Raw genomic sequence first — 19,837 nt, forward strand, 5'->3', positions numbered from 1 at the left:
GCTCGGCGCACAAGCAAAAAACCCAGCGAAAAATCGCTAGGTTTCAAATATAAAAAATGAGGTAATACAAGTTTACTTCAGCGGGTCATTGTCCGGCAGTGCCTTATGAAGCCAGAGTGCTAAACGCTTCTTGATGTTCGCGCCATCAAGCTTATCGTCCGGTAACGGTGTGATCTGATTGACTTCAACCAGGAACAAGTACACCGCTTTAACCTTTATCGGTTGGGATGAATTTGGTAAATCAAAACCTTGTAGCTTTGCCATCTTAAAACCGACTTCAACTGCTTTTTTTACCAGCTTATCTTCATTAATGATCTTCGCGGTTTTCGACATATCATCTCCATCATCTTTATCGAATGAATATTGAGTATATCAAACCGAAAAATTCACAAGATTACTTCGCTCTCAATTTGAGGAGTCACTTTGATAAATAACATAAAACGAATAACAGGCTCTAGGATGACTCTAATTCGCTTGATAGTTACGCCACCAATACCTGTACGCAAACGGTCTCTTAACAGAACACTCAATAAATGAGATCTTAAGTCAAAAAACAAAAATTCGAATAATATTTGACTTAGCATTCCAAAGAATACGGAATATTATGATGTTCATTTTGAAAGTTAAAATTCAATAAAAGATCAATAAACTGCTGTTATTTAACTGGTTTAATACTAATTCGACTTAGATCTTATTTACAACCAATTGTAACCAATTGTTATTTACAAAATACTCACTAAGAAAATAGAATAAATCCACTAATTTTATACTGGTGTTGAAAATGCGTTACCTCTGGGCTTCATTCTGTCATAAAAATCCAATTCCGGGTCGAATTGTTCATATCCTTGTTATGTTGATAGCGCTAGCTTCTATCACCATTCCATTGATTTCAAAAGACGCCACAACCATCTTAACTTCACTGTGTGCTGCTCTAGTCTGTTTCGTCGTTTTTGTCTTCTTTGCGCTCGCCGACAAAATGCGCTCAAGCATGCATTAATCAACCAATCAGTTCTCTATCACCAAGCATTCTCTTTTTAAAAATTCATTATAAAATGCTGGTTACCAAATACGGAAAAGCCCAAAGTTATTAGCTTTGGGCTTTTCTTCTATAGCGAATTCTTACATATTCCAAATAGCCTGTAGTTAGAAATTACAGCTATCAATCTGGCATCACTACGATACCCATACTTTCAAGCAGTTGCTCTTGCTGCCAAGCAACGATTTTAATCCCCGATGTGTCTACCTTGCGAGGATCTAACCCTTCTAATTCAGCATGGCATAAATTAGCACCTTGCATACTGAATTGCCCCCATACATCTTCCGAGAACACACCTCGGCTGAGATCAGACTCTTTCAGTGACGCACCGCCAAGGTAAGTGCCTATCCAACGGTTCTCAAACAGCTCACACTTCTCTAAACAAGCTTGTTCAAAATTGGCGTATGACAGATTACAGCCCGTAATATACGCAGAGCAAAAATACATTCTATTGCTTACCTGATTGGCAAAATTCGCACGAGTAAAGTTCGCCCCTTTCAGGTCACAATCACGTAACTCAATACCATAGCAATTCGTATTACTAAAATTCGCCATCGCCAACTGACAGTTCTGAAAACTTGCATCACGCAAATCTGCAACATCGAAGTGGCATCCCTCAATATCGCCTTGTTCGATAAACTTACAGTTAATAAACGTTGCATCACGTAAGTTCGAACGTCTGAAATCACAACGGATAAACGTACAGGCTGTAAATGTAAGCTCTGATAAGTCTTGCTGAGCAAAATTGTGGTGATGATAAGTGCTGTTATTGGTGTCCATTTAGCCCCCTAAAGAAATTAAGCTAAGACTACCATTGCGATCTTAAGAAAACACCAAATTAAAAACGAACAAAAACAGCAACTTAAAACACCCAAATTTAGCCATTTTAAGGCACCAAACAGGCCCTTTAAGGTTGTTATTTTCGATTTATAGGATGTGCTTATCTTGAAAAAAGTTTTGTCGCTTAGAAGTGCCAATAAGAGAAAAAGTTACTTTGACGAAACGAGTCAATTATTGACCGCGTCCTAACGCGCTAGACTGGACGGTTGGTATGTTGCTCGTTACACTATTCCTCATTCTCAGCATAAAGAGTAAGAACAATGAAAGACATGCGACAAGCTATGCTCGATGCAGGATTTAGCCTTATTAATGAACACGGGTTTGCTGGTGTTGGCCTGATGAAAATCATCAACCAAGCGGAAGGCACTAAGGGTTCTTTTTACCATTACTTCAAATCCAAAGAACACTTTGGTGAGATCCTTCTTACTAACTACTTTGATGAGCATCTCGCTAAGCTAGACGACTTTTTAAGTGATGAGTCGCTTTCTCTTCGTGACCGCGTAAAAGCCTATTTCGAGTTTTGGTGTGCATCGAAACTGACTGAAGACTTCAATATCCAATGTCTTGTCGTAAAACTGGCGGGAGAAGTATCTGGGTCTGCTAACCCGTTGCAATCGACCATGGCAGAAGGCGCTGAAAAGATCATCCTGCGTATGGCAAAACTGTTTGAAGAAGGTAATGAGGCCGGTGATTTCACTATCGCAGAGCCCGAATCGCTGTCTCGAATGCTTTATGGCCTATGGCTAGGCTCAACGCTCATGGCCGCCATGCAGCGTAACCGTTCGATTCTAAACAACGCCATGGATGAAACTATTCTTGCCATGAGCTCGGCACAAGAATCGGCTGACTAGATATACCCGTTACCAAATACCAAATACCAAATACCAAAAGGCTCGCATAATTTAGCGAGCCTTTTATCTAACTTTAAATCTAGATTGAATCCATTCACGCCTACTCCGTCACCCCAGACGAGACGGAATATTATTGACTTTGAGTAAGCCCTTAATAACCGGGTCGACATGCTTGAAGAAGCTTAGCCATCCTTCACAGAGATAATTTAACCCCGCCTCACCATCTTGGCTTTTGATGATGCGGTTTTTAGGGCACTCGCCATGGCATGCAAATTTAAACTCACAGGCTTGGCATTGTTTCGGCAGAGACTTTTGTTTGGCGAACCCGAAACGCTGCTGCTTTGGCGAGAAGGCTAAAGTTGAAAGTGCTTGTCCCTGAATATTACCCAGCTGAAATTCAGGAAAGACATAATGGTCACATGAATACACATCGCCATTGGGCTCAACCGCTAACCCTTTGCCGCAGATCTCACTCAAGGTACACATGGTGCTTTCTCTGCCCATCCATACTCCGACAAAATTTTCAAAGTACGGCACTAATACCCGACCAAAATCGTGCTCAAACCACTCGTCAAAAATGGTAGTGAGGAATTGTCCCCATTGCGCAGAATCGACACTCCAAGCTTCAACCTCGCCTGATACGGGAATGATCGCTTGTTGGTTGCTCAACCATTTATTGTTGGTGTGAGCTTCGCGCTTATCGACCACAGGAATAAACTGCAATTGCTTCGAACCCACTTCATCACGCAGAAAGCGATAGACCTCTAATGGATACTTTCCTGTCACATCATTCACGCAGCTTAAAGTCGCGAACTCGACGTTATGTTGCTTCAAGTAGCGAATGCCACGCATTGTTTGAGAAAAAGTGCCTTTGCCTGCACGGTTGGTTCGGTAGTGATTATGTAAGTGCTCTGGTCCATCAATACTCACACCAATGATAAAGTCATTCTTCTTGAAGAACTCACACCACGCATCATTCAGTAAGGTGCCGTTGGTTTGAAGGTCATTGCTGATCTTGCTGTGACTAGGGCAATATTTTTTCTGCAGTGCGACCACCTTTTGAAAATATTCAATCCCCAACAAGGTAGGCTCTCCACCATGCCAAGAAAAGATGATTTCAGGCGTATTCTGCCCTTCTATATATTGCTTGATATAACGCTCTAACAGAACTTCATCCATCGTATATTGAGAGCCTTTTGGGTAATCAAGCAGCTGTTGTTTTTCTAAATAATAACAGTAGGTGCAACTGATATTACACACCGCCCCAATCGGTTTTGCTAGCGCTTGAAGCTTGCTGTGTGCTTTGCCATTGAACTGCGGAACTGAACTCAAATTTGATAGCGATAATGTCGTCATGAAAAGTGCCTCGATGTAAAGTTATTGTATTAGCCAAAACAATTCGTAATTCCTTTACACGGTGTTCATCGGCCAACCAAGCTTATTGGCATTAGGTTGGCCGAGTGGTTTTTCCTCTATTTCACGTTTTCAAACGGGTTCCACGTTTCGTCAACTGGGACGATATTTTGCGCTTTTTCGTATTCTTGATATTCAGCGACCATTTCAAGGAACAGATCTGGCATTTCATTTCTCAAGTCATGTTGCTCAGCAGGGTCTTTCTTGGTGTTGTATAAGTGCCACTCACTGTCACCGCCCATTCCCGTAGAAATTCGGATGATCTTATGATCACCTTTAAGCAGAATTCCGCTACCAAACAATTCAAATGGAATCGCATTGTTGGCACTGTGCACGTCTGCCGTTTCCCCTTTGAAGTAAGGCAACAAGCTCACACCACTCATCGGCGCTACTTCTCGACCTTGATATTCCGTTCCTGGATGCTCTACCTCTGCAATCTCAAGAATCGTGGCTGCAATGTCTTTCACTTGTGATAAGTCATCTGTTTGAGTTCCCGGCTGTAACGCATCTTCACCCTCTAGAAGCGCTTTGGCTGGCTTAACGATAAACGGCACACGGATACCGCCCTCTGCTGTGTAAGCTTTGTACCAAGATAGGCCACCGGTTGAAGCGCTTGCCCACTCAGGGCCAAGTGACACACTGGAGTTCGCCTTGCCCAAGTTTTCAGTCGAATTATCAAAATGATGAGCAGTCCATGTTCGTATCAAATCACTGATATTTTCACCGGTAATATCCGCCGCTTCTGGGCCGTTATCCGCTAGGTACATGATGTAAGTATTATCGTATTCCCCGATTTCTTTCAGGTAATCGACTATCTGACCGACTTGTTGGTCCTGCATTTCCATCATGCCCATCGCGACAGCCATTTTCTTTCCGTACCACTTTTGTTCTTTCTCAGAGAGCGAGTCCCAAGGTCGGCTTAATGCGTTACGATCTGAAATATCGGCGTCTTTTGGAATCACACCCATCTCTTTCATGCGTTCGAAACGGTCTTCTCGAACCGAGTCCCAACCATGTTCAACGTAGTAATCGACTTTATCTTGATAAGCAGACTCAGGCGCTTGCAATGGCAGGTGAATACCGGTGAATGGGACGTAAGCGAAGAAAGGCTTACCGTCGTCTTTTTTGCTGTCGATCATCTTGATGATCTCGTTGGTGTAAACTTGGTCTGAGTACTCGCCTTTGTACTTGTCCTCAACCACTTCACCGTTACGGTAAGTTGGCTCAACTTCGACGCCGGGAATATCCCCTTTTTGCAGCGCATCCGCTGTCGCGGCATTTTTGGCCGGGAACATCATATCTCGATTAAAGTGATTCGAGCCGCCCGCTAAGATACCGTAACTCTCTTCAAAACCTCGATCGTCAGGTAAGAAACCATCGTCGTGCCCCAAGTGCCATTTCCCAGAGAGGTAAGTGTTATAACCACTCTCTTTAAGCAGCGTTGCGACCGTAACCCCTTTCTTGGTGAGGTAACCTTCATAACCCGGCTTGCCAATCGCACCCGGATAGACAGCATAGTCGAAGGTGCCTAGCCCAACCTCGTGGCTATTTGCTCCGGTTAACATCATAGAGCGCGTTACCGATGAGGTTGGTGACGCGTGAAAGTTAGTAAACTTAACCCCCTCTTCAGCCAGCATTAGGTTTGGTGTATCCACTTCTGAGCCATAAGGCTGAGTATCGGCAAAGCCCACATCATCGCCAACAATAACAACAATATTCGGTTTTTCTGATTCAGCCGCAAGAGCAGCACTGCTTGCCGCAGCCATTGCAGTGAAGACTAAAGATTTCTTGAATGTCTGCATAAGACGTTCTCCAATTTCTGTGATTAACTTTTTCTGTGATTAACCTGAGTTAGGATTTGAATTAGTGCGCGGCTTGCGACATCCAATGTAATAAGTCGAGCGCGGGGTCATACTCTTGAGCTGCTGCCATGCCGATCCAGATGACAGCTTCCGCTTGGCTGGCTTGAACGCCACTTCCAGAGATATACATCAACCCAAGCTGTGTTTGAGCTTCAGGGCTACCGTTGTTGGCTGCGGTGACGAACCACTCCGCGGCTTTTTCATCATTCTGTTCTACGCCCTCTCCGCTCAGATATAAGTAAGCGACAGAGATCTGAGCATCCAATTGCCCTTGATAAGCCTCATCCAATAATTGCGCGACATCTTGATGCTGCTGCGATTGATCCATGGTGGCTTCATTCTCAAAGCTCTCACTTCCAAAGCTTGCCTTGGCAAAAAACAGAACAACCAAAACACCCGCCAAACTCACGGTAGTTAAACGTTTATTGAGCATTTATTTCCTCCTCGGGAATAAAGGTCACAACGTCCCTGTTGAATGCGTTAGGTGAAAAGTAGGAATGGCGCGATGATGCACAAGCTTGATAGCAATACGTTTTCAATTTTCATAATTGGCTCTCGAGTAATAGTTGTGAGTGAATCAGGGGCTGAACTAAATGGTCATAAAATTCAGTCGATTAAGGCAGAGACTTAAATCGCTTGCTCAATGATGGTTTCAATCGTCTGTTTCGAGATTGGGTAGAACTGAAAGCAGATGTCTTTTTCAATCGCTTCTGCAATGTTGCTCTTCTCTTGCTCATCAAAGTCCCAGCTGCTGAAACGCTTCATCGCACCGACGCGGGTTTGGAAGTTGTTTAAAAAATCCAACACTCTCTGGTAAACCATCTCATCGGTTCCCGTCGTGTCGACAGAGAACGCTTGAGCTAACTTCGCCGCATTCGGCATATAGAATTCAGGCAGCGCTTCAATCACAACCGGCATTAATACCGTGTTGGCATCGCCATGTGGAATGTGGCTAATCGCACCAAAGGCATGAGCACAGTTGTGAATCGGAATACCGCCTAAAGACGAATAGAAAGCAGAAATCGCCATAGTGCTCGCTTGAAGAAGGTTGCCACGTGCCGTTAGGTTTTCTGGCTCTTTTAATGCCAAGGGTAAGTTTTCAACAATCAATTTTGCAGCCTGAATACCGTAAGCGTCGGTGAATGCATTACTCATTGGCGAGACAATTGCTTCAACAGCGTGTGTTAGTGCATCCATGGCGGTAGAACGAGTCAGGTGAGCTGGCAGCTTAGTGGTCACCGTTGGATCAAGAATCGCGATATCAGCTTCCAATCCCGATGCGACTAGGCTTGCCTTAATGTTTTCATGTTCGTTGTAAAAAACAGCAATCGGAGAGGCTTCTGCGCCCGTACCAGCCGTTGTCGGAACAGCAATGTGGGGCACTCGAATATCTTCATTGTTTGGCCACACATCCATATGACCACCACCTGCAATTACGGTGCGAATGTCATCTATCTTCTTATGAAATGCGTATTTCACACCTTTAGAAGCATCAATCACGCTGCCGCCGCCAACAGACAAGATCGCATCAGCATTGACGCTGTTTGCAAACTCAATGGCTGCGTTGATGTTGTCGCAAGTCGCGTCTGGCGCGATATCGGTGTACACGCCAACAAGCTGAACCGCTTGTTGGTTCGCTTCCTGATTCGCACTCTGGTTTACAAACAACGCCGAGAACTGCTCAACAAAGCCAAGAGACTCCAAACCTTTATCAGAAAAGAGCACGACTCTTTGCGCACCTAAGCGACCAAACAGAGAAGGGATATTTTCAATGCCGTTCTCTTGAGCATGAACAATGGTTTTAAGTTGAAAGTTAAAATTATTGGTTGTCATGGTGTTTACCTCATTTCTAGTTGATGACTAAACAATAACCAAAACAAACCGGTCGGTCTAGAGTGTAAATGTCAAAGATATGTCAATTAAGATCTTTATGGATCATTGCCCCAAAACGAAAAAAGCCCGAAAATGCGGGCTGTAATCATAAGTAAGCTATTGATCATTATAGAAGTGTTATTGACTCACCCTGAGTAAGTCACAAACGGTTAACGATTAACGAAGGTGAGCTGGGACCTTACTCTTATCTCTAGTGAGGTAGTAGTACAGATAAACCAAAGAATAAACGGTCACAAAACCATCGAGCGCAAACACGCCGCTCCAGCCATAGAACCACTCATAATCGTTGATACACACGTTGTATAAGAAGATGCCAACAAACATCGACTTCTCAAATGCGCTGTAAATCATCGTCGAGGTGCGCAGCGATTTGTACTTCGCCGAGAACATCAACAACACACCAATACAGCCAACCATCACACCCCAGTGTTGATAAGTCCCCAGCAAGTACTCTTTGTTTTCCATCATGGTATCGTTGTACGAGAACAGCGTCTGCATACTCCAATCTGGCGCTAGGAAAGTGGAAAAAGCCGTCGCTGTTAAGAAACCGGTAATCATCAAATACGATTTGATCGTACGTTCAAAAAAACGTTCTAACATAAAAGTAACCTCTTAAAATAATTTCGTGAAAATAACTTTTTGAAAAATAAACAGTGTCATACCAACAGTGATTTACTGGCCAAGCATGCCCATCACTGCTGTTTTTAATTCGTTGTCTTCTTTTGAAAACAGATGTTTAACTCGATGATCTAAACCCGTTTCCAAGACTGTTTTGGCGTGGGAGAAAGTCAGGAAACCTTCTTTACCGTGATAGTTGCCCTGACCTGATTCACCAATGCCACCAAACGGCGCATCATCAACCGCTAAATGGAACACACAGTCATTAATACACATGCCACCGGAGTGAACTTGGTGCTTAACCTGAGCCTGTAAACTCAAATCAAAGCTCATCAGGTAGAGTGCTAACGGCCTTGGTTTGCTATTGATGACTTGGAACGCCTCTTCAACATTGCGATACGTAATCAAAGGTAATAATGGGCCGAAAATTTCTTCGTTCATCACTTTGGATGACAGGCTTGGTTCAACAATTAGGTGCGTCACCAAACGATGGTTATCTAAGTCCATCGCTTCGTCATGGCAAGCGACGGTTCGCGTTCCTGCTTGTTGCTCTTCATTCAACAAGCCGACAATACGATCGCATTGACGAGGATTGATTAGGGACGTCAAACTCTCGGAATAGACCCCTTCATCGAACAGCAATTGGTACTGTTTTTTATACTCTTGAATGAAAGATTCAACTTTCCCTTCGGGTAGCAATACATAGTCAGGAGCCACACACACCTGCCCGTTATTGAGGCTCTTACCATAAATGATTCGCTCAACCGCGATATCAATTGGCATGTCTTCTGCAACGATAACCGGTGACTTACCACCTAGCTCTAGCGTGACTGGAGTTAGCGTGTCAGCCGCTGACCTCATCACTTGGCGACCCACTTGGGTTGACCCCGTAAACAGAAGATGATCAAACGGCAACGCCGAAAATGCGGCTGCGATTTCTACCTCACCTTCAACCAAGCACACCTCATCGGATTGGAAGACTTCCGCCAATAGCGCTCTTAATACTTGGTTCGTCGCTGGGGTAAATTCACTCATCTTGATCATGGCGCGATTGCCCGCTGCCAACGCCGAAATAAGCGGGCCGACGGATAACATGATCGGGAAGTTCCACGGAGCAATGATCCCGACAACGCCTTTGGGTTGATAAACCACTTCAACACGAGAGGTTGAAAGCAAAGGGCCGGAATGACGAATCGAAGATGTCGACCAATGAGGTAAACACTCAATGCTGTGATCAATATTTCCGATGCAAGGCAATATGTCGGCCATTAAAGTGTCTTGTCGACTGCGGTGACCATAGTCCTCACTCACGGCTGAACACAAACGATCTGTGTAATCGATAAGCGCAGATTTAAGTGCAAGCAACTGCTCAATTCTCACCGATACCGCTGGCATCGGGTTCTGTGCAAAAGCTCCCTGCATGTTGTTCAACGTCATGGTCATTTGTGTTGGCGTCAATTCGTGTTTCATACATCACCTCGTGGTTAAGATGAGCACACAATAATACGCAACAGACCGGTCGGTCTAGCGTTTTTTTGTCAGAGAATAGTCAATGGAGTTTTGATGACAATCCAATGAGGCGGCTACAAACGGGGCAAAAAGTCAGGGGAATTTAAAATAAGAAGGCGTAACTAACACGCAGGGCAAATAGAGATTTTAAATGGCAAGATCAAAAATGGCCGCTTAATGCGACCATTTAATAATTACTTAAGTTATTGTTCTAAAAAACAATTTAAAATTAACGTTAACTCTTGGCTACGTTTGCAATGCCTTCAAGCTGAAGTACTGGAGCGGCGTCGATGTCTTCTGCGTTCATCATTGATGATACTCGCTGCATTGAAGAAAGCAGTAAGCTTTGCTCCCACGGCTCTAGGTTTTGGAATTTTTTAACGAAGTTATCTTGCAGCGGTGGCGGCGCATTGTTTAGCAACTCTTGACCTTTTTCAGTCAGGTTTGCGTGTACTTTGCGTCGGTCTGACGAGCTGCGAACACGTTGTACATAGCCATTCAGTTCCAAGCGATCGATGATCGTGGTTGTGGTGGCTTGGCTTACATTGGTGTGATTAGACAATTCTTTGATCGTCACATTACCCATTTCTTGGATTGCTCTCATTAAGATTAATTGAGGGCCAGTCAAACCATACTCTTTACTCAGCTTTTTCGAATGTAAATCGATAGCGCGAATAATTTGGCGAATAGCGACCAGGATTTCGTCATGTTTGTCCAAGATGCAGACCTTTGTACTAATATACTGTGAATGGTTTTACAGCGTCGAAGCGATGATATGTCCTGATTATTTACGTCAGGTGAGCTCGAATTACACTGTAAATTGATAAATTACTTCATTGATTTTTCCGCATTGTACTGATGTTCATACTATTCTCAATCTTTTCTATACCACTAAACTTGCGTGGTACGGCACTTTTACTTAATGAAGGGGAAATGAAAGCTTCAATGAAGGTAAAAATAGTGAGTCAGAGAATACAAGTTCAAAGAATAATATATTTTAATAATCATAGAGGTAGAGAGACTTAACCCTCTCCACCTAATAAAAAACCAGCCCTAATCGCCAAACTGGAAAACGAAATTTTACGCGGCTGTATTCATCTGAAAATTACCCGTTAGTGCGTTGTAAAACTCGCTGTTATCCAGAATACCGACCAGTTGATTGTCTTCCACCAGCAAAATCGGGTGATTACTTAGCTGTTTCAGTTTAATCGCATCACGCATGCCAATTTCCGGGCTTGCCACAACTACACTCGACTCGTTGATCGCAGTTAAGTCGTCAGACTCACTCCACTCAACAAGCGCCAAAGCAGATTCACCTTTCACAGATAAAGCACCTTCGCTCTGTTCAATCCAGAGATCTTTAGAATCGCAAATCTTCCAGCTTTCATTCTCTTGCGTCAGTGAATCAAGAGGCTGCATCAAAGAGCGACCTTTAAGTACATTCAGTGGGTTGGTGTGAGCAACGAAGTCTTTTACGTATTCTGTTTTTGGCGTCAATACGATCTCTTCAGGCTTACCGTGTTGAATCAGTGTGCCGGACTCCATGATCGCGATGTTGTTACCAATCTTCAGTGCTTCATCTAGGTCGTGACTCACGAACAGAATCGTTTTGTTGAGTTTGTTTTGCAGTGTGATCAGTTCATCTTGCAGCTGAGCACGAATCAATGGATCAAGCGCCGAAAACGGTTCATCCATCAGCAGAATGTCGGTGTCCATTGCAAACGCACGCGCCAAACCAACACGTTGCTGCATACCGCCAGAAAGCTCATGCGGATACTTGGTTTCCCACTCTGCCAAACCCACCATTTCAAGTTGTTCACGCGCTTTAGCACGACGAACATCTTTGGCTACGCCTTGCATTTCTAGACCAAACGCCACGTTATCTAACACGTTTAACCAAGGCATTAGGGCAAATTTTTGGAACACCATAGAAACGCGGTGAGTACGAAGATGACGCAAGGTCGCTTCGTCGCACTGTTCACCTAAATCAACCTGCTTGTCTCCATCTTTGATCGCCAATGAGCCACGGCTGATCTCATTCAGGCCGTTAACTGCGCGAAGCAAAGATGATTTACCAGAACCAGACAAACCCATCAATACACAAATCTCGCCTTCTTCCACCGTCAGCGACACATTGTCTACGCCAACCACTTGGCCAGTCTCATCAATGATCTCTTGGCGAGTTTTACCTTGGTCGAGTAGCTCAAGCGCTTGTTTCGATTTATTACCAAACACAACATCGAGATTCTTAATGGTAATCGCGTCCATTGTCTTTTTTTCCTGAGAGTTAGACATGATTAAGCTTCCTTCTGGTTTGGTGTTTTACACAAGCGATCAAGAATGATAGCGACTAATACAATCGCCAACCCGGCTTCAAAACCTTGTGAGATGTTCACTGTGTTCAATGCACGAACAACAGGTTTACCAAGTCCGTCAGCTCCGACAAGGGCGGCGATAACCACCATCGAAAGCGACAACATAATACATTGGGTTACACCCGCCATGATGCTTGGTAAGGCAGCCGGTAATTCGACCTTCATCAGCAATTTCATGCGGCTGGCACCAAACGCTTTACCCGCTTCAATCAACTCTTCAGGCACTTTAGTGACGCCTAAGTAGGTTAAACGAATCGGTGCAGCTATCGCGAAAATAATGGTAGAGATTAAGCCAGGAACAATACCCAAGCCGAATAGAACCAGAGTTGGAATCAGATAAACGAAAGTTGGGACTGTCTGCATCAAATCAAGAATTGGACGCAAAACTGTATAGAGCCAAGGACGGTGAGCAGCCATGATGCCAACCGGTACGCCAATTAATACGGAAATCGTTGTCGCCGCAAAGACGAGAACAAAGGTTTCCAGCATTTCTTGCCAATAGCCGAGGTTAAGAATAGTCAGCAGTGCTGCGACCACAAAGATCACTAGCGAAGGTTTACGGTGTAAGTACCACGCAATCGCAGCGGTCATCACGATTGGCAGAGCAGGCGGCATCCACTTAAATACATCGACTAAAAACATAATGACGGTTTCTAGAAAAATCGAAATAGCGTCAAAGAATCCTGCTGCGTTGATTGTTAGCCAATCAACACCCGCTTCCATCCATTGTCCGACAGGGATTTTGTTTTCCGTAATAAAATTCACAATATTGCCTTTTATTATGGGTGGACTACTTCAAACCAATCGATAAATTGGTAAGCCCACCTTTATTATTTATGTAGCTGTTGAGATGGGTAGAACTAAGCTTTAACTTGCTTTAGGTATTCAGTAACGGCTTGAGTCGCTGATTCACCTTTATGCGTTTTTACGTTGTCTAACCAAGCTTCAACTTGTTGAGGGTTGTTGTTCAACCACTGTTGAGCCGCTTTTTCTGGCTTCACTTTTTGGTTAAGAATCTCTTCCATCAACTGGTTTTCCATCTCAAGAGTGAATTCTAGGTTTTGTAGAAGTTGACCGACGTTTGCACACTCAGACAGGTAGTTTGAACGAACGTTGGTGTAAACATTCGCGCCACCGTAGTTAGGGCCGAAGAAGTCGTCACCGCCTGAAAGGTATTCCATCTCAACATTGCTGTTCATCGGGTGCGGAGCCCAACCAAGGTAAACAATCCATTGGCTACGACGTGCTGCGCGTGACACTTGAGACACCATGCCCGCTTCGCTTGATTCCACTAAGCTGAAATCTTTCAAGCCAAACGCGTCAGAATCAATCATTGATTGGATTAGGCGGTTACCGTCGTTACCCGGTTCGATGCCATAGATGCGGTCTTTAAATTTGTCGGCATGTTTTGCTAGGTCTGCGAAGCTTTTCACACCAGAGTCGTACACGTATTTTGGTACCGCTAGTGTGTATTTTGCGCCTTCAAGGTTGGCACGAACGGTTTCAACCGTGCCCTCTTCACGGTACTTAGCAATATCGCCTTCCATGGTTGGCATCCAGTTACCTAGGAATACGTCAATATCGCCGTTCGCCATTGAAGAGTATGTCACCGGTACTGAAAGTAGGTCGGTTTTGGTTTTGTAACCAAGGCCTTTTAATAGTTCGGAAGTAACGGCGGTTGTAGCGGTAATGTCAGTCCAGCCTACATCAGCGAATCGAACGTTTTCACATTGCTGCGGTTCAATAGAAGCGTTAGCGCCAAATGCAAATGAACTAATGGCTAATGTTGCTAATACCTTTTTTGTAGCGGTTTGTTTATGTTGAGTCGTCATAATGATTCCTTTTTATCTTTCCTTTTTCTGCCCTAACTCATACTAATCAGGGCAGTTTTGCTGACTTTTGACTAATTTTGGTTGTTACTTTTTATTATTTTTATCTCAATAACAGAGGCTTACGCTTCTCTTACTGGTTTATTGATTCTTTGCTTCTCTTGCCATTCAGGTGCAATCCACACTGGAACGTCCTGCTTTTTGAGCATTGGATTGCCCAAAATCAAATCGGAAGCACGCTCAGCCACCATAATGGTCGGGGCGTTCAAGTTTCCGTTTGGAATAACAGGGAAAACAGATGAGTCGACAACGCGCAGATTATCAATACCGCGAACACGACACTCTTCATCAAGCACTGCCATTGGATCATCATCAGCGCCCATTTTGCAGCCACATGAAGGGTGATACGCACTTTCCACGTTCTGCTTAACCCATTCGTCGATTGCTTCATCGGAAGTCACACTTAGACCCGGCTGAATCTCTTCACCTCGGTAAGCATCCATTGCTGGTTGAGACAAGATCTCACGCGTTAGACGAATACAATCGCGCCAATCTTGGCGGTCTTGCTCAGTCGAGATGTAGTTGAAAATGATCTCTGGCTTGGCATGCGGGTCAGCAGAAGTGATCGCAACCGTACCGCGACTCTCTGGCTTATTAGGCCCAACGTGTACTTGGAAACCGTGACCATCAAAGGCCGCTTGTCCGTCGTAACGCATTGCTGCTGGTAGGAAGTGATATTGAATATTTGGCCACTTCAATCCTTTACGAGAGCGAATGAACGCACACGATTCAAAGTGGTTAGTGGCACCAAGGCCTTTACGAGTCAGAATCCATTCCGCGCCAATCATGCCCTTACTGACCAAGCCAAGCTTGCTGTTGAGCGTGATCGGTTCGTTGCAGTGATATTGGAAGTACACTTCTAAGTGATCTTGAAGGTTTTCACCGACGCCATTCAGTTCGTGTTTCAGCTCAACGCCGGCCTTTTCAAGCACGGCTTTCGGGCCGATACCAGAAAGCTGAAGCAGTTGAACAGAACCGATAGAACCCGCAGAAGAGATCACTTCTTTGTTCGCCACAGCCACTTGGGTATTGCCTGACTTTTCAAACTCGACACCAACCGCTTTCAAGCCCGATAGACCTTCTGAGTCTTGCGCTTCAAGTAAGAAACGACGCGCCACGATACCCTTCTTCAAGGTTAGGTTTGAACGCTTCAATGCACGGCGTAGATAAGCGTTAGAGGTTGAGGCTCTAACACCCTTGTCTACCGTCATATGCATAGTGCCGAATCCTTCTTGCTGGTAGCCGTTGTAATCGTTTGTTTCTGGGTAACCGGCATCTTTACCTGCATCGATGAACGCTTGGTAAAGCGGGTTGAGCTCCATATCGTTACCGTTACAAGTGCCGACAGGGCCATTGTCACCACGGTATTCATCACCGCCTTTGTTCCATGATTCAGCACGGCGGAAGTAAGGTAAGCATGCTTGGTAGTTCCAACCCGCTGCGCCCTCTTCTTCCCATTGGTCAAAATCACACGCGTGGCCACGAACATAAACCATCCCGTTGATCGATGAGCTGCCGCCTAACACTTTGCCACGTGGGCAGTGCAGTTCACGTCCATCAAGACCCGGTTCTTTCTCTGTTTCAAATTGCCAAGCGTACTTTTCAGTATTCATTGGGTAAGAAAGCGCGGTTGGCATCTGGATAAAAATACTCTTATCCGTGCCACCAGCTTCCAGTAATAAAACGCTATGTTCACCGCTTTCCGTTAGCCTATCCGCTAACACACAGCCGGCCGAACCCGCGCCGACGATAATATAATCGTAGCGTTGTTCCATGTTTTGATTTCCCTGAGATGAGTCAGTAGGGCTAGCTCTGTTAAGCTAACCCATAAAATTGAGTGTTACGCTTTAGGCATAAGGGCTGGCGTAGTCGCCAAGTTCAATAAGAATGCTCTTAGTCTGCGTATAATGAAGTAGGGTTTCTGGTCCATTTTCACGGCCAATACCCGAAAGCTTGTAACCACCAACAGGCATTTCTGCCGGTGAGTCACCCCACGTATTAACCCAACAAATACCCGCCTGCATTTGGTGAATAACACGGTGCGCACGAGAAAGGTTTTGCGTGAACACACCAGCCGCAAGGCCGTATTTGGTGTCGTTTGCACGGCGAATCACATCGTCTTCGTCCGAAAACTTCAACACTGACATCACAGGGCCGAAGATCTCTTGTTGAACGTGAGGCATGTTGTCTTCGCAATCAACAAACACGGTTGGGATAACAAAGTTGCCGTTTTCGAGGCCGTTATCTGTCACTTGATAGCCGCCCGTCAGCAGAGTTGCGCCCGACTGCTTAGCTAGCTCAATTGCTTCAAGGACTTTTGAAAGGTGTTCTTTAGAAATCAACGCGCCGATCTGAGTCTCCATGTCCATTGGGTTACCAATGATCAGCTTCTCAGTGCGTGTTTTAAGTTGATCGATGAATGCGTTGTAGATGTTTTCGTGTACATAAACACGGGTACCGTTAGTACACACTTCGCCTTGGGTGTAGAAGTTAGCCACCATCGAAGCGGAAACTGCATCATCCAATTTCGCATCATCAAACACGATCATTGGTGACTTTCCGCCAAGTTCCATGGTGACTGATTTCAGCGTCTTAGCGCTATCCGACATTACCGCTTTACCGGTACCGGTTTCGCCCGTGAACGACACTTTCGCGATGTCTGGGTGCGCCGTTAGCATCTGACCAACACGGTAATCGCCCTGAACCACGTTAAACACGCCATCAGGAAGACCAGCTTCAGTAAAGATTTCTGCAAGCTTGAGCGCCGTTAGCGGCGTTTCTTCTGAAGGTTTGAAAATCATCGCGTTACCCGCAGCCAATGCCGGAGCCGACTTCCACATCGCGATTTGAATTGGGTAGTTCCACGCGCCAATGCCCGCACAAATGCCTAGCGGTTCGCGGCGAGTGTAGAAAAATTGAGATTCGCTCAGCGGTTGTTGGTCGCCTTGTAGCGTTGGTGCCAAGCCAGCAAAGTATTCAATAACATCAGCACCAGACGCCACATCCACTTCAATTGCTTCTTGCAGCGGCTTGCCCGTATCAACAACCTCAAGGTTTGCAAGGTCATTATTTCGAGCTCTAAGTATTTCCACTGCCTTCAACAGAATGCGGCTGCGTTCCACAGCGGTCATTGCAGACCATACCGCAAACCCGCGTTTCGCAGATTCAATAGCACTGTCGACATCTGCTGAAGATGCTTGGCCTAAGGTCGCGATAGGTTCACCGTTGGCAGGGTTAATGCTATCAAAGGTTTCACCAGAGGTTGCTTTAACCGCTGCGCCATCGATGTATAACGAGTTCATTTCCATTTGAGATTCTGACTTAATTATTGTTATTAGACTCTACTGGTCTAGTTTGAATTTTGGGTGTAAGTATTGGTCGTTCTAGTGCTGTTCTAGTTCTAACACTGCGTTCTATTTGGTACTGCACGAGTAGAACGTCAGTTGTTTATCTAGATAATCATTGATGATGGCACGCGCCTTTTGAGCATCGATACCATCTGGGTTTAGTGTGCCTCTCAGCCACAAACCATCAATCAGAGACGCAATCCCGTGAGCAACGAGATCCGCTTGTTCATGATTCAAAATACCTTTCAACTCAAGACGTAAGTGTGAAATCAAACGTTTTTCATTCACACGTTGCAGTCTTTTCAGCTGCTCGTCATGCATTGAATATGACCAAAATGCCAACCACGCCTTCGCGACCTTATTTTCTGCTTGGTAACCTTCGAAGTTACCATCGATGATCGCGTTGATTCTCTGTTGGTGAGCATCAACAGGAAGTGCTTTTAGTGACGTGGTGATGGTATTAGAAAGTTGGCGAAGGATTTCACGCATGGTCTCTTCGAGCAGCCCATGCTTCCCGCCAAAATAGTGATTAATAATGCCAGTGGAGACTCCCGCTTCTTTGCTGATCAACGCAATACTCGCGGCATGCAAACCCACTCGATCAATCACCGTCATGGTGGCTTGAACAAGCTGTGGTTTACGTATATCAGGCATCCCAACCTTCGGCATTTCTCAGTCCTTTTATTTTATATTGAACGTTCAGTTAAATATAAAATGACAGAAATTTAGTTAGTGTTCAAATGATTATTTAAAACAAACCCGTAACAATACAGCATTCAAATCAACAAAAACCATTATAAAACAATAAATTAAATATCATTTAGAGCACTAACGAAAACAATTAAAGATTTGAGGTGTGATAGTTATTGGTCAAATGTTTTTGCTTAGAAAGTTCAAGAATCAATCAGTGAGAGTCCTTGTAGAAACTTTTTGGGGAGGGAGTGGAAAGGAAGTATCAAGGAATTTTCATACTGAAATTTAAGACAAGGAAATCCACAATCAACACAGGTAACGAATCAAAAAATGAACAAAAAAGGTTGGTGACAACAGCGTCATCACCAACCTTCTCAGTCGTTTCTAATGTTATTGCAAGCCTAAACTACTCAATGCGAGTGATGAAGTCGTATTTATCTGACTCAGCCTTAGTCACCCAGTGTTCGCCAGAAGCCGGAGCAGAATCCAACGTGAAGATATAGAAGTCGATTCCTTTGTCTCCCATTACCTTTTTAAAGTAGGTCGCTTGCTTGCGATGGCTTTCGTTCGTGTATGGGAAGTCTTTGGCTGTTTTATCATCCTCAGCCCAACTGTGCACACCAACCTGCTTATTAAGCTCAATGGCTTTAGTGGTATCTGCTCGTTGCAAAACTCGTGGGTTACCCGCAGCGAAAAGATCCGTGCCGCCAGAGAACACCGAGCCCGTAGGCGTTACGATCGTCGTCATGTTGTTACTGTGGATCATGCGACCGGTGTACATATTGATATCATCGTCGGCACTTCCACCAATATGGTTGGTAAACTTCAACGTCATCTCACTGCCTTGATACAATTTCACGATATCAAAAAGCTGAGAATAGGTTGATGCGCCTAGAGTGGAAGTAATGCGATCAACAGCGCCAGTCTCGTTGAGCACATCACGGTAAAAAGCGTTGAAAGCAAACGAGGTGGTTATCGTTACCTTGTTCCCACTTTTAGTGTTACTCAGAATGGTAGACCCAAGGCTAGTCACGTATTGAACCCGTTCATTGTGATACTCAAGCTCGACGGGCTTATGAGTATTCGTCGTCGTGTTAATTAACGTGGTGTCATTGCCGATTGAGCGTTGAGCCGCACCACAATCAAACACGTCCAAACCCTTGCTCTCTGTGTAGATACCGCAGCTATCAAATCCTGCATCAGGGAGGTACAGATCCACACTTTGACCTAAACTATCCGCAAGCCTAACCACTTTTTGCTTATCACTAATATCTTCCGCAAACAGAACGATTTCATACTGCACACCGTTGTAATCAAGTTTTATGGATTCTTGGACCTCTTGTCGCTCTTTATACAACTCACCCAGTTTCGCTGATGAAAATACGTAATCCGCTTGAGGTTTTGCTTGCACTTTGGTGGCAGCTTTACCTGAGTTAGAGCTTGAATTACAGCCCGCTAACAGAATCAAAGGTAACGCCAGTAATGCATTTCTATAGTCGTTCATACCGTTA

18 protein-coding genes are annotated in these 19,837 nt (G+C 44.7%); 2 read left to right on the forward strand and 16 right to left on the reverse strand.

From position 1 onward, the window contains the following. Positions 1-72: 72 nt before the first annotated feature. Complete coding sequence (locus AB4583_RS02695; RefSeq protein WP_017061084.1) at positions 73-333, reverse strand: DUF5062 family protein; 261 nt, start codon at positions 331-333, stop codon at positions 73-75. A gap of 448 nt (positions 334-781) precedes the next feature. Here AB4583_RS02695 and AB4583_RS02700 point away from each other — a divergent pair, with 448 nt between their 5' ends. Continuing rightward, on the forward strand, positions 782-997 hold the full coding sequence (locus tag AB4583_RS02700) for a hypothetical protein (RefSeq protein WP_372051348.1): 216 nt from the start codon (positions 782-784) through the stop codon (positions 995-997). A 162-nt stretch (positions 998-1,159) separates the two neighbouring features. Here the strand turns inward: AB4583_RS02700 and AB4583_RS02705 are convergent, their stop codons facing one another. Then, on the reverse strand, positions 1,160-1,816 hold the full coding sequence (locus tag AB4583_RS02705; RefSeq protein WP_372116332.1) for a QnrS family quinolone resistance pentapeptide repeat protein: 657 nt from the start codon (positions 1,814-1,816) through the stop codon (positions 1,160-1,162). Positions 1,817-2,136: 320 nt separating this feature from the next. Here AB4583_RS02705 and AB4583_RS02710 point away from each other — a divergent pair, with 320 nt between their 5' ends. Beyond that, the gene (locus AB4583_RS02710) at positions 2,137-2,727 is read left to right on the forward strand and encodes a TetR/AcrR family transcriptional regulator (protein ID WP_102556057.1); all 591 of its coding nucleotides are present in this window, start codon (positions 2,137-2,139) and stop codon (positions 2,725-2,727) included. A gap of 108 nt (positions 2,728-2,835) precedes the next feature. Here the strand turns inward: AB4583_RS02710 and AB4583_RS02715 are convergent, their stop codons facing one another. The 14 genes from AB4583_RS02715 to AB4583_RS02780 form a co-directional block, all read right to left on the reverse strand. After that, entirely contained in the window at positions 2,836-4,083 is a 1,248-nt protein-coding gene (locus AB4583_RS02715; RefSeq protein WP_372116335.1) for an anaerobic sulfatase maturase, read from the reverse strand. 116 nt (positions 4,084-4,199) lie between these two features. Beyond that, a complete protein-coding gene (locus tag AB4583_RS02720) occupies positions 4,200-5,942 on the reverse strand; it encodes an arylsulfatase (protein WP_372116337.1) in 1,743 nt (580 codons plus the stop codon). A gap of 61 nt (positions 5,943-6,003) precedes the next feature. Next, a complete protein-coding gene (locus tag AB4583_RS02725) occupies positions 6,004-6,435 on the reverse strand; it encodes a tetratricopeptide repeat protein (RefSeq protein WP_372116339.1) in 432 nt (143 codons plus the stop codon). 194 nt (positions 6,436-6,629) lie between these two features. Continuing rightward, a complete protein-coding gene (locus tag AB4583_RS02730; RefSeq protein WP_017070128.1) occupies positions 6,630-7,835 on the reverse strand; it encodes an iron-containing alcohol dehydrogenase in 1,206 nt (401 codons plus the stop codon). Positions 7,836-8,051: 216 nt separating this feature from the next. Next, entirely contained in the window at positions 8,052-8,495 is a 444-nt protein-coding gene (locus tag AB4583_RS02735) for a hypothetical protein (protein WP_017070129.1), read from the reverse strand. A gap of 72 nt (positions 8,496-8,567) precedes the next feature. Beyond that, a complete protein-coding gene (locus tag AB4583_RS02740; RefSeq protein ID WP_017070130.1) occupies positions 8,568-9,983 on the reverse strand; it encodes a coniferyl aldehyde dehydrogenase in 1,416 nt (471 codons plus the stop codon). Between the two features lie 274 nt (positions 9,984-10,257). Then, positions 10,258-10,740: a MarR family winged helix-turn-helix transcriptional regulator gene (locus AB4583_RS02745; protein WP_017061075.1), complete on the reverse strand. Its 483-nt coding sequence runs from the start codon at positions 10,738-10,740 to the stop codon at positions 10,258-10,260. A gap of 362 nt (positions 10,741-11,102) precedes the next feature. After that, on the reverse strand, positions 11,103-12,317 hold the full coding sequence (choV, locus tag AB4583_RS02750; RefSeq protein WP_017070131.1) for a choline ABC transporter ATP-binding protein: 1,215 nt from the start codon (positions 12,315-12,317) through the stop codon (positions 11,103-11,105). A gap of 2 nt (positions 12,318-12,319) precedes the next feature. Continuing rightward, positions 12,320-13,162 carry a choline ABC transporter permease subunit gene (gene choW, locus AB4583_RS02755; RefSeq protein ID WP_009845976.1) on the reverse strand — a complete coding sequence of 281 codons (843 nt, stop codon included), beginning with the start codon at positions 13,160-13,162 and terminating at the stop codon, positions 12,320-12,322. 95 nt (positions 13,163-13,257) lie between these two features. Beyond that, the gene (locus AB4583_RS02760) at positions 13,258-14,229 is read right to left on the reverse strand and encodes a choline ABC transporter substrate-binding protein (protein ID WP_017070132.1); all 972 of its coding nucleotides are present in this window, start codon (positions 14,227-14,229) and stop codon (positions 13,258-13,260) included. A gap of 119 nt (positions 14,230-14,348) precedes the next feature. Continuing rightward, complete coding sequence (gene betA / locus AB4583_RS02765) at positions 14,349-16,061, reverse strand: choline dehydrogenase (protein WP_372116345.1); 1,713 nt, start codon at positions 16,059-16,061, stop codon at positions 14,349-14,351. A 72-nt stretch (positions 16,062-16,133) separates the two neighbouring features. Beyond that, positions 16,134-17,594 (reverse strand): betaine-aldehyde dehydrogenase, encoded by a 1,461-nt coding sequence (gene betB / locus AB4583_RS02770; protein WP_372116348.1) that lies wholly within the window; start codon positions 17,592-17,594, stop codon positions 16,134-16,136. Positions 17,595-17,699: 105 nt separating this feature from the next. Beyond that, a complete protein-coding gene (betI, locus tag AB4583_RS02775; RefSeq protein WP_048610022.1) occupies positions 17,700-18,302 on the reverse strand; it encodes a transcriptional regulator BetI in 603 nt (200 codons plus the stop codon). Between the two features lie 430 nt (positions 18,303-18,732). Continuing rightward, on the reverse strand, positions 18,733-19,830 hold the full coding sequence (locus AB4583_RS02780) for an alpha/beta hydrolase (RefSeq protein WP_372116351.1): 1,098 nt from the start codon (positions 19,828-19,830) through the stop codon (positions 18,733-18,735). Between the last annotated feature and the right edge of the window lie 7 nt (positions 19,831-19,837).

The sequence above is a fragment of the Vibrio sp. 10N.222.49.C12 genome (genome assembly GCF_041475025.1).
Taxonomy (GTDB): domain Bacteria; phylum Pseudomonadota; class Gammaproteobacteria; order Enterobacterales; family Vibrionaceae; genus Vibrio; species Vibrio crassostreae_C.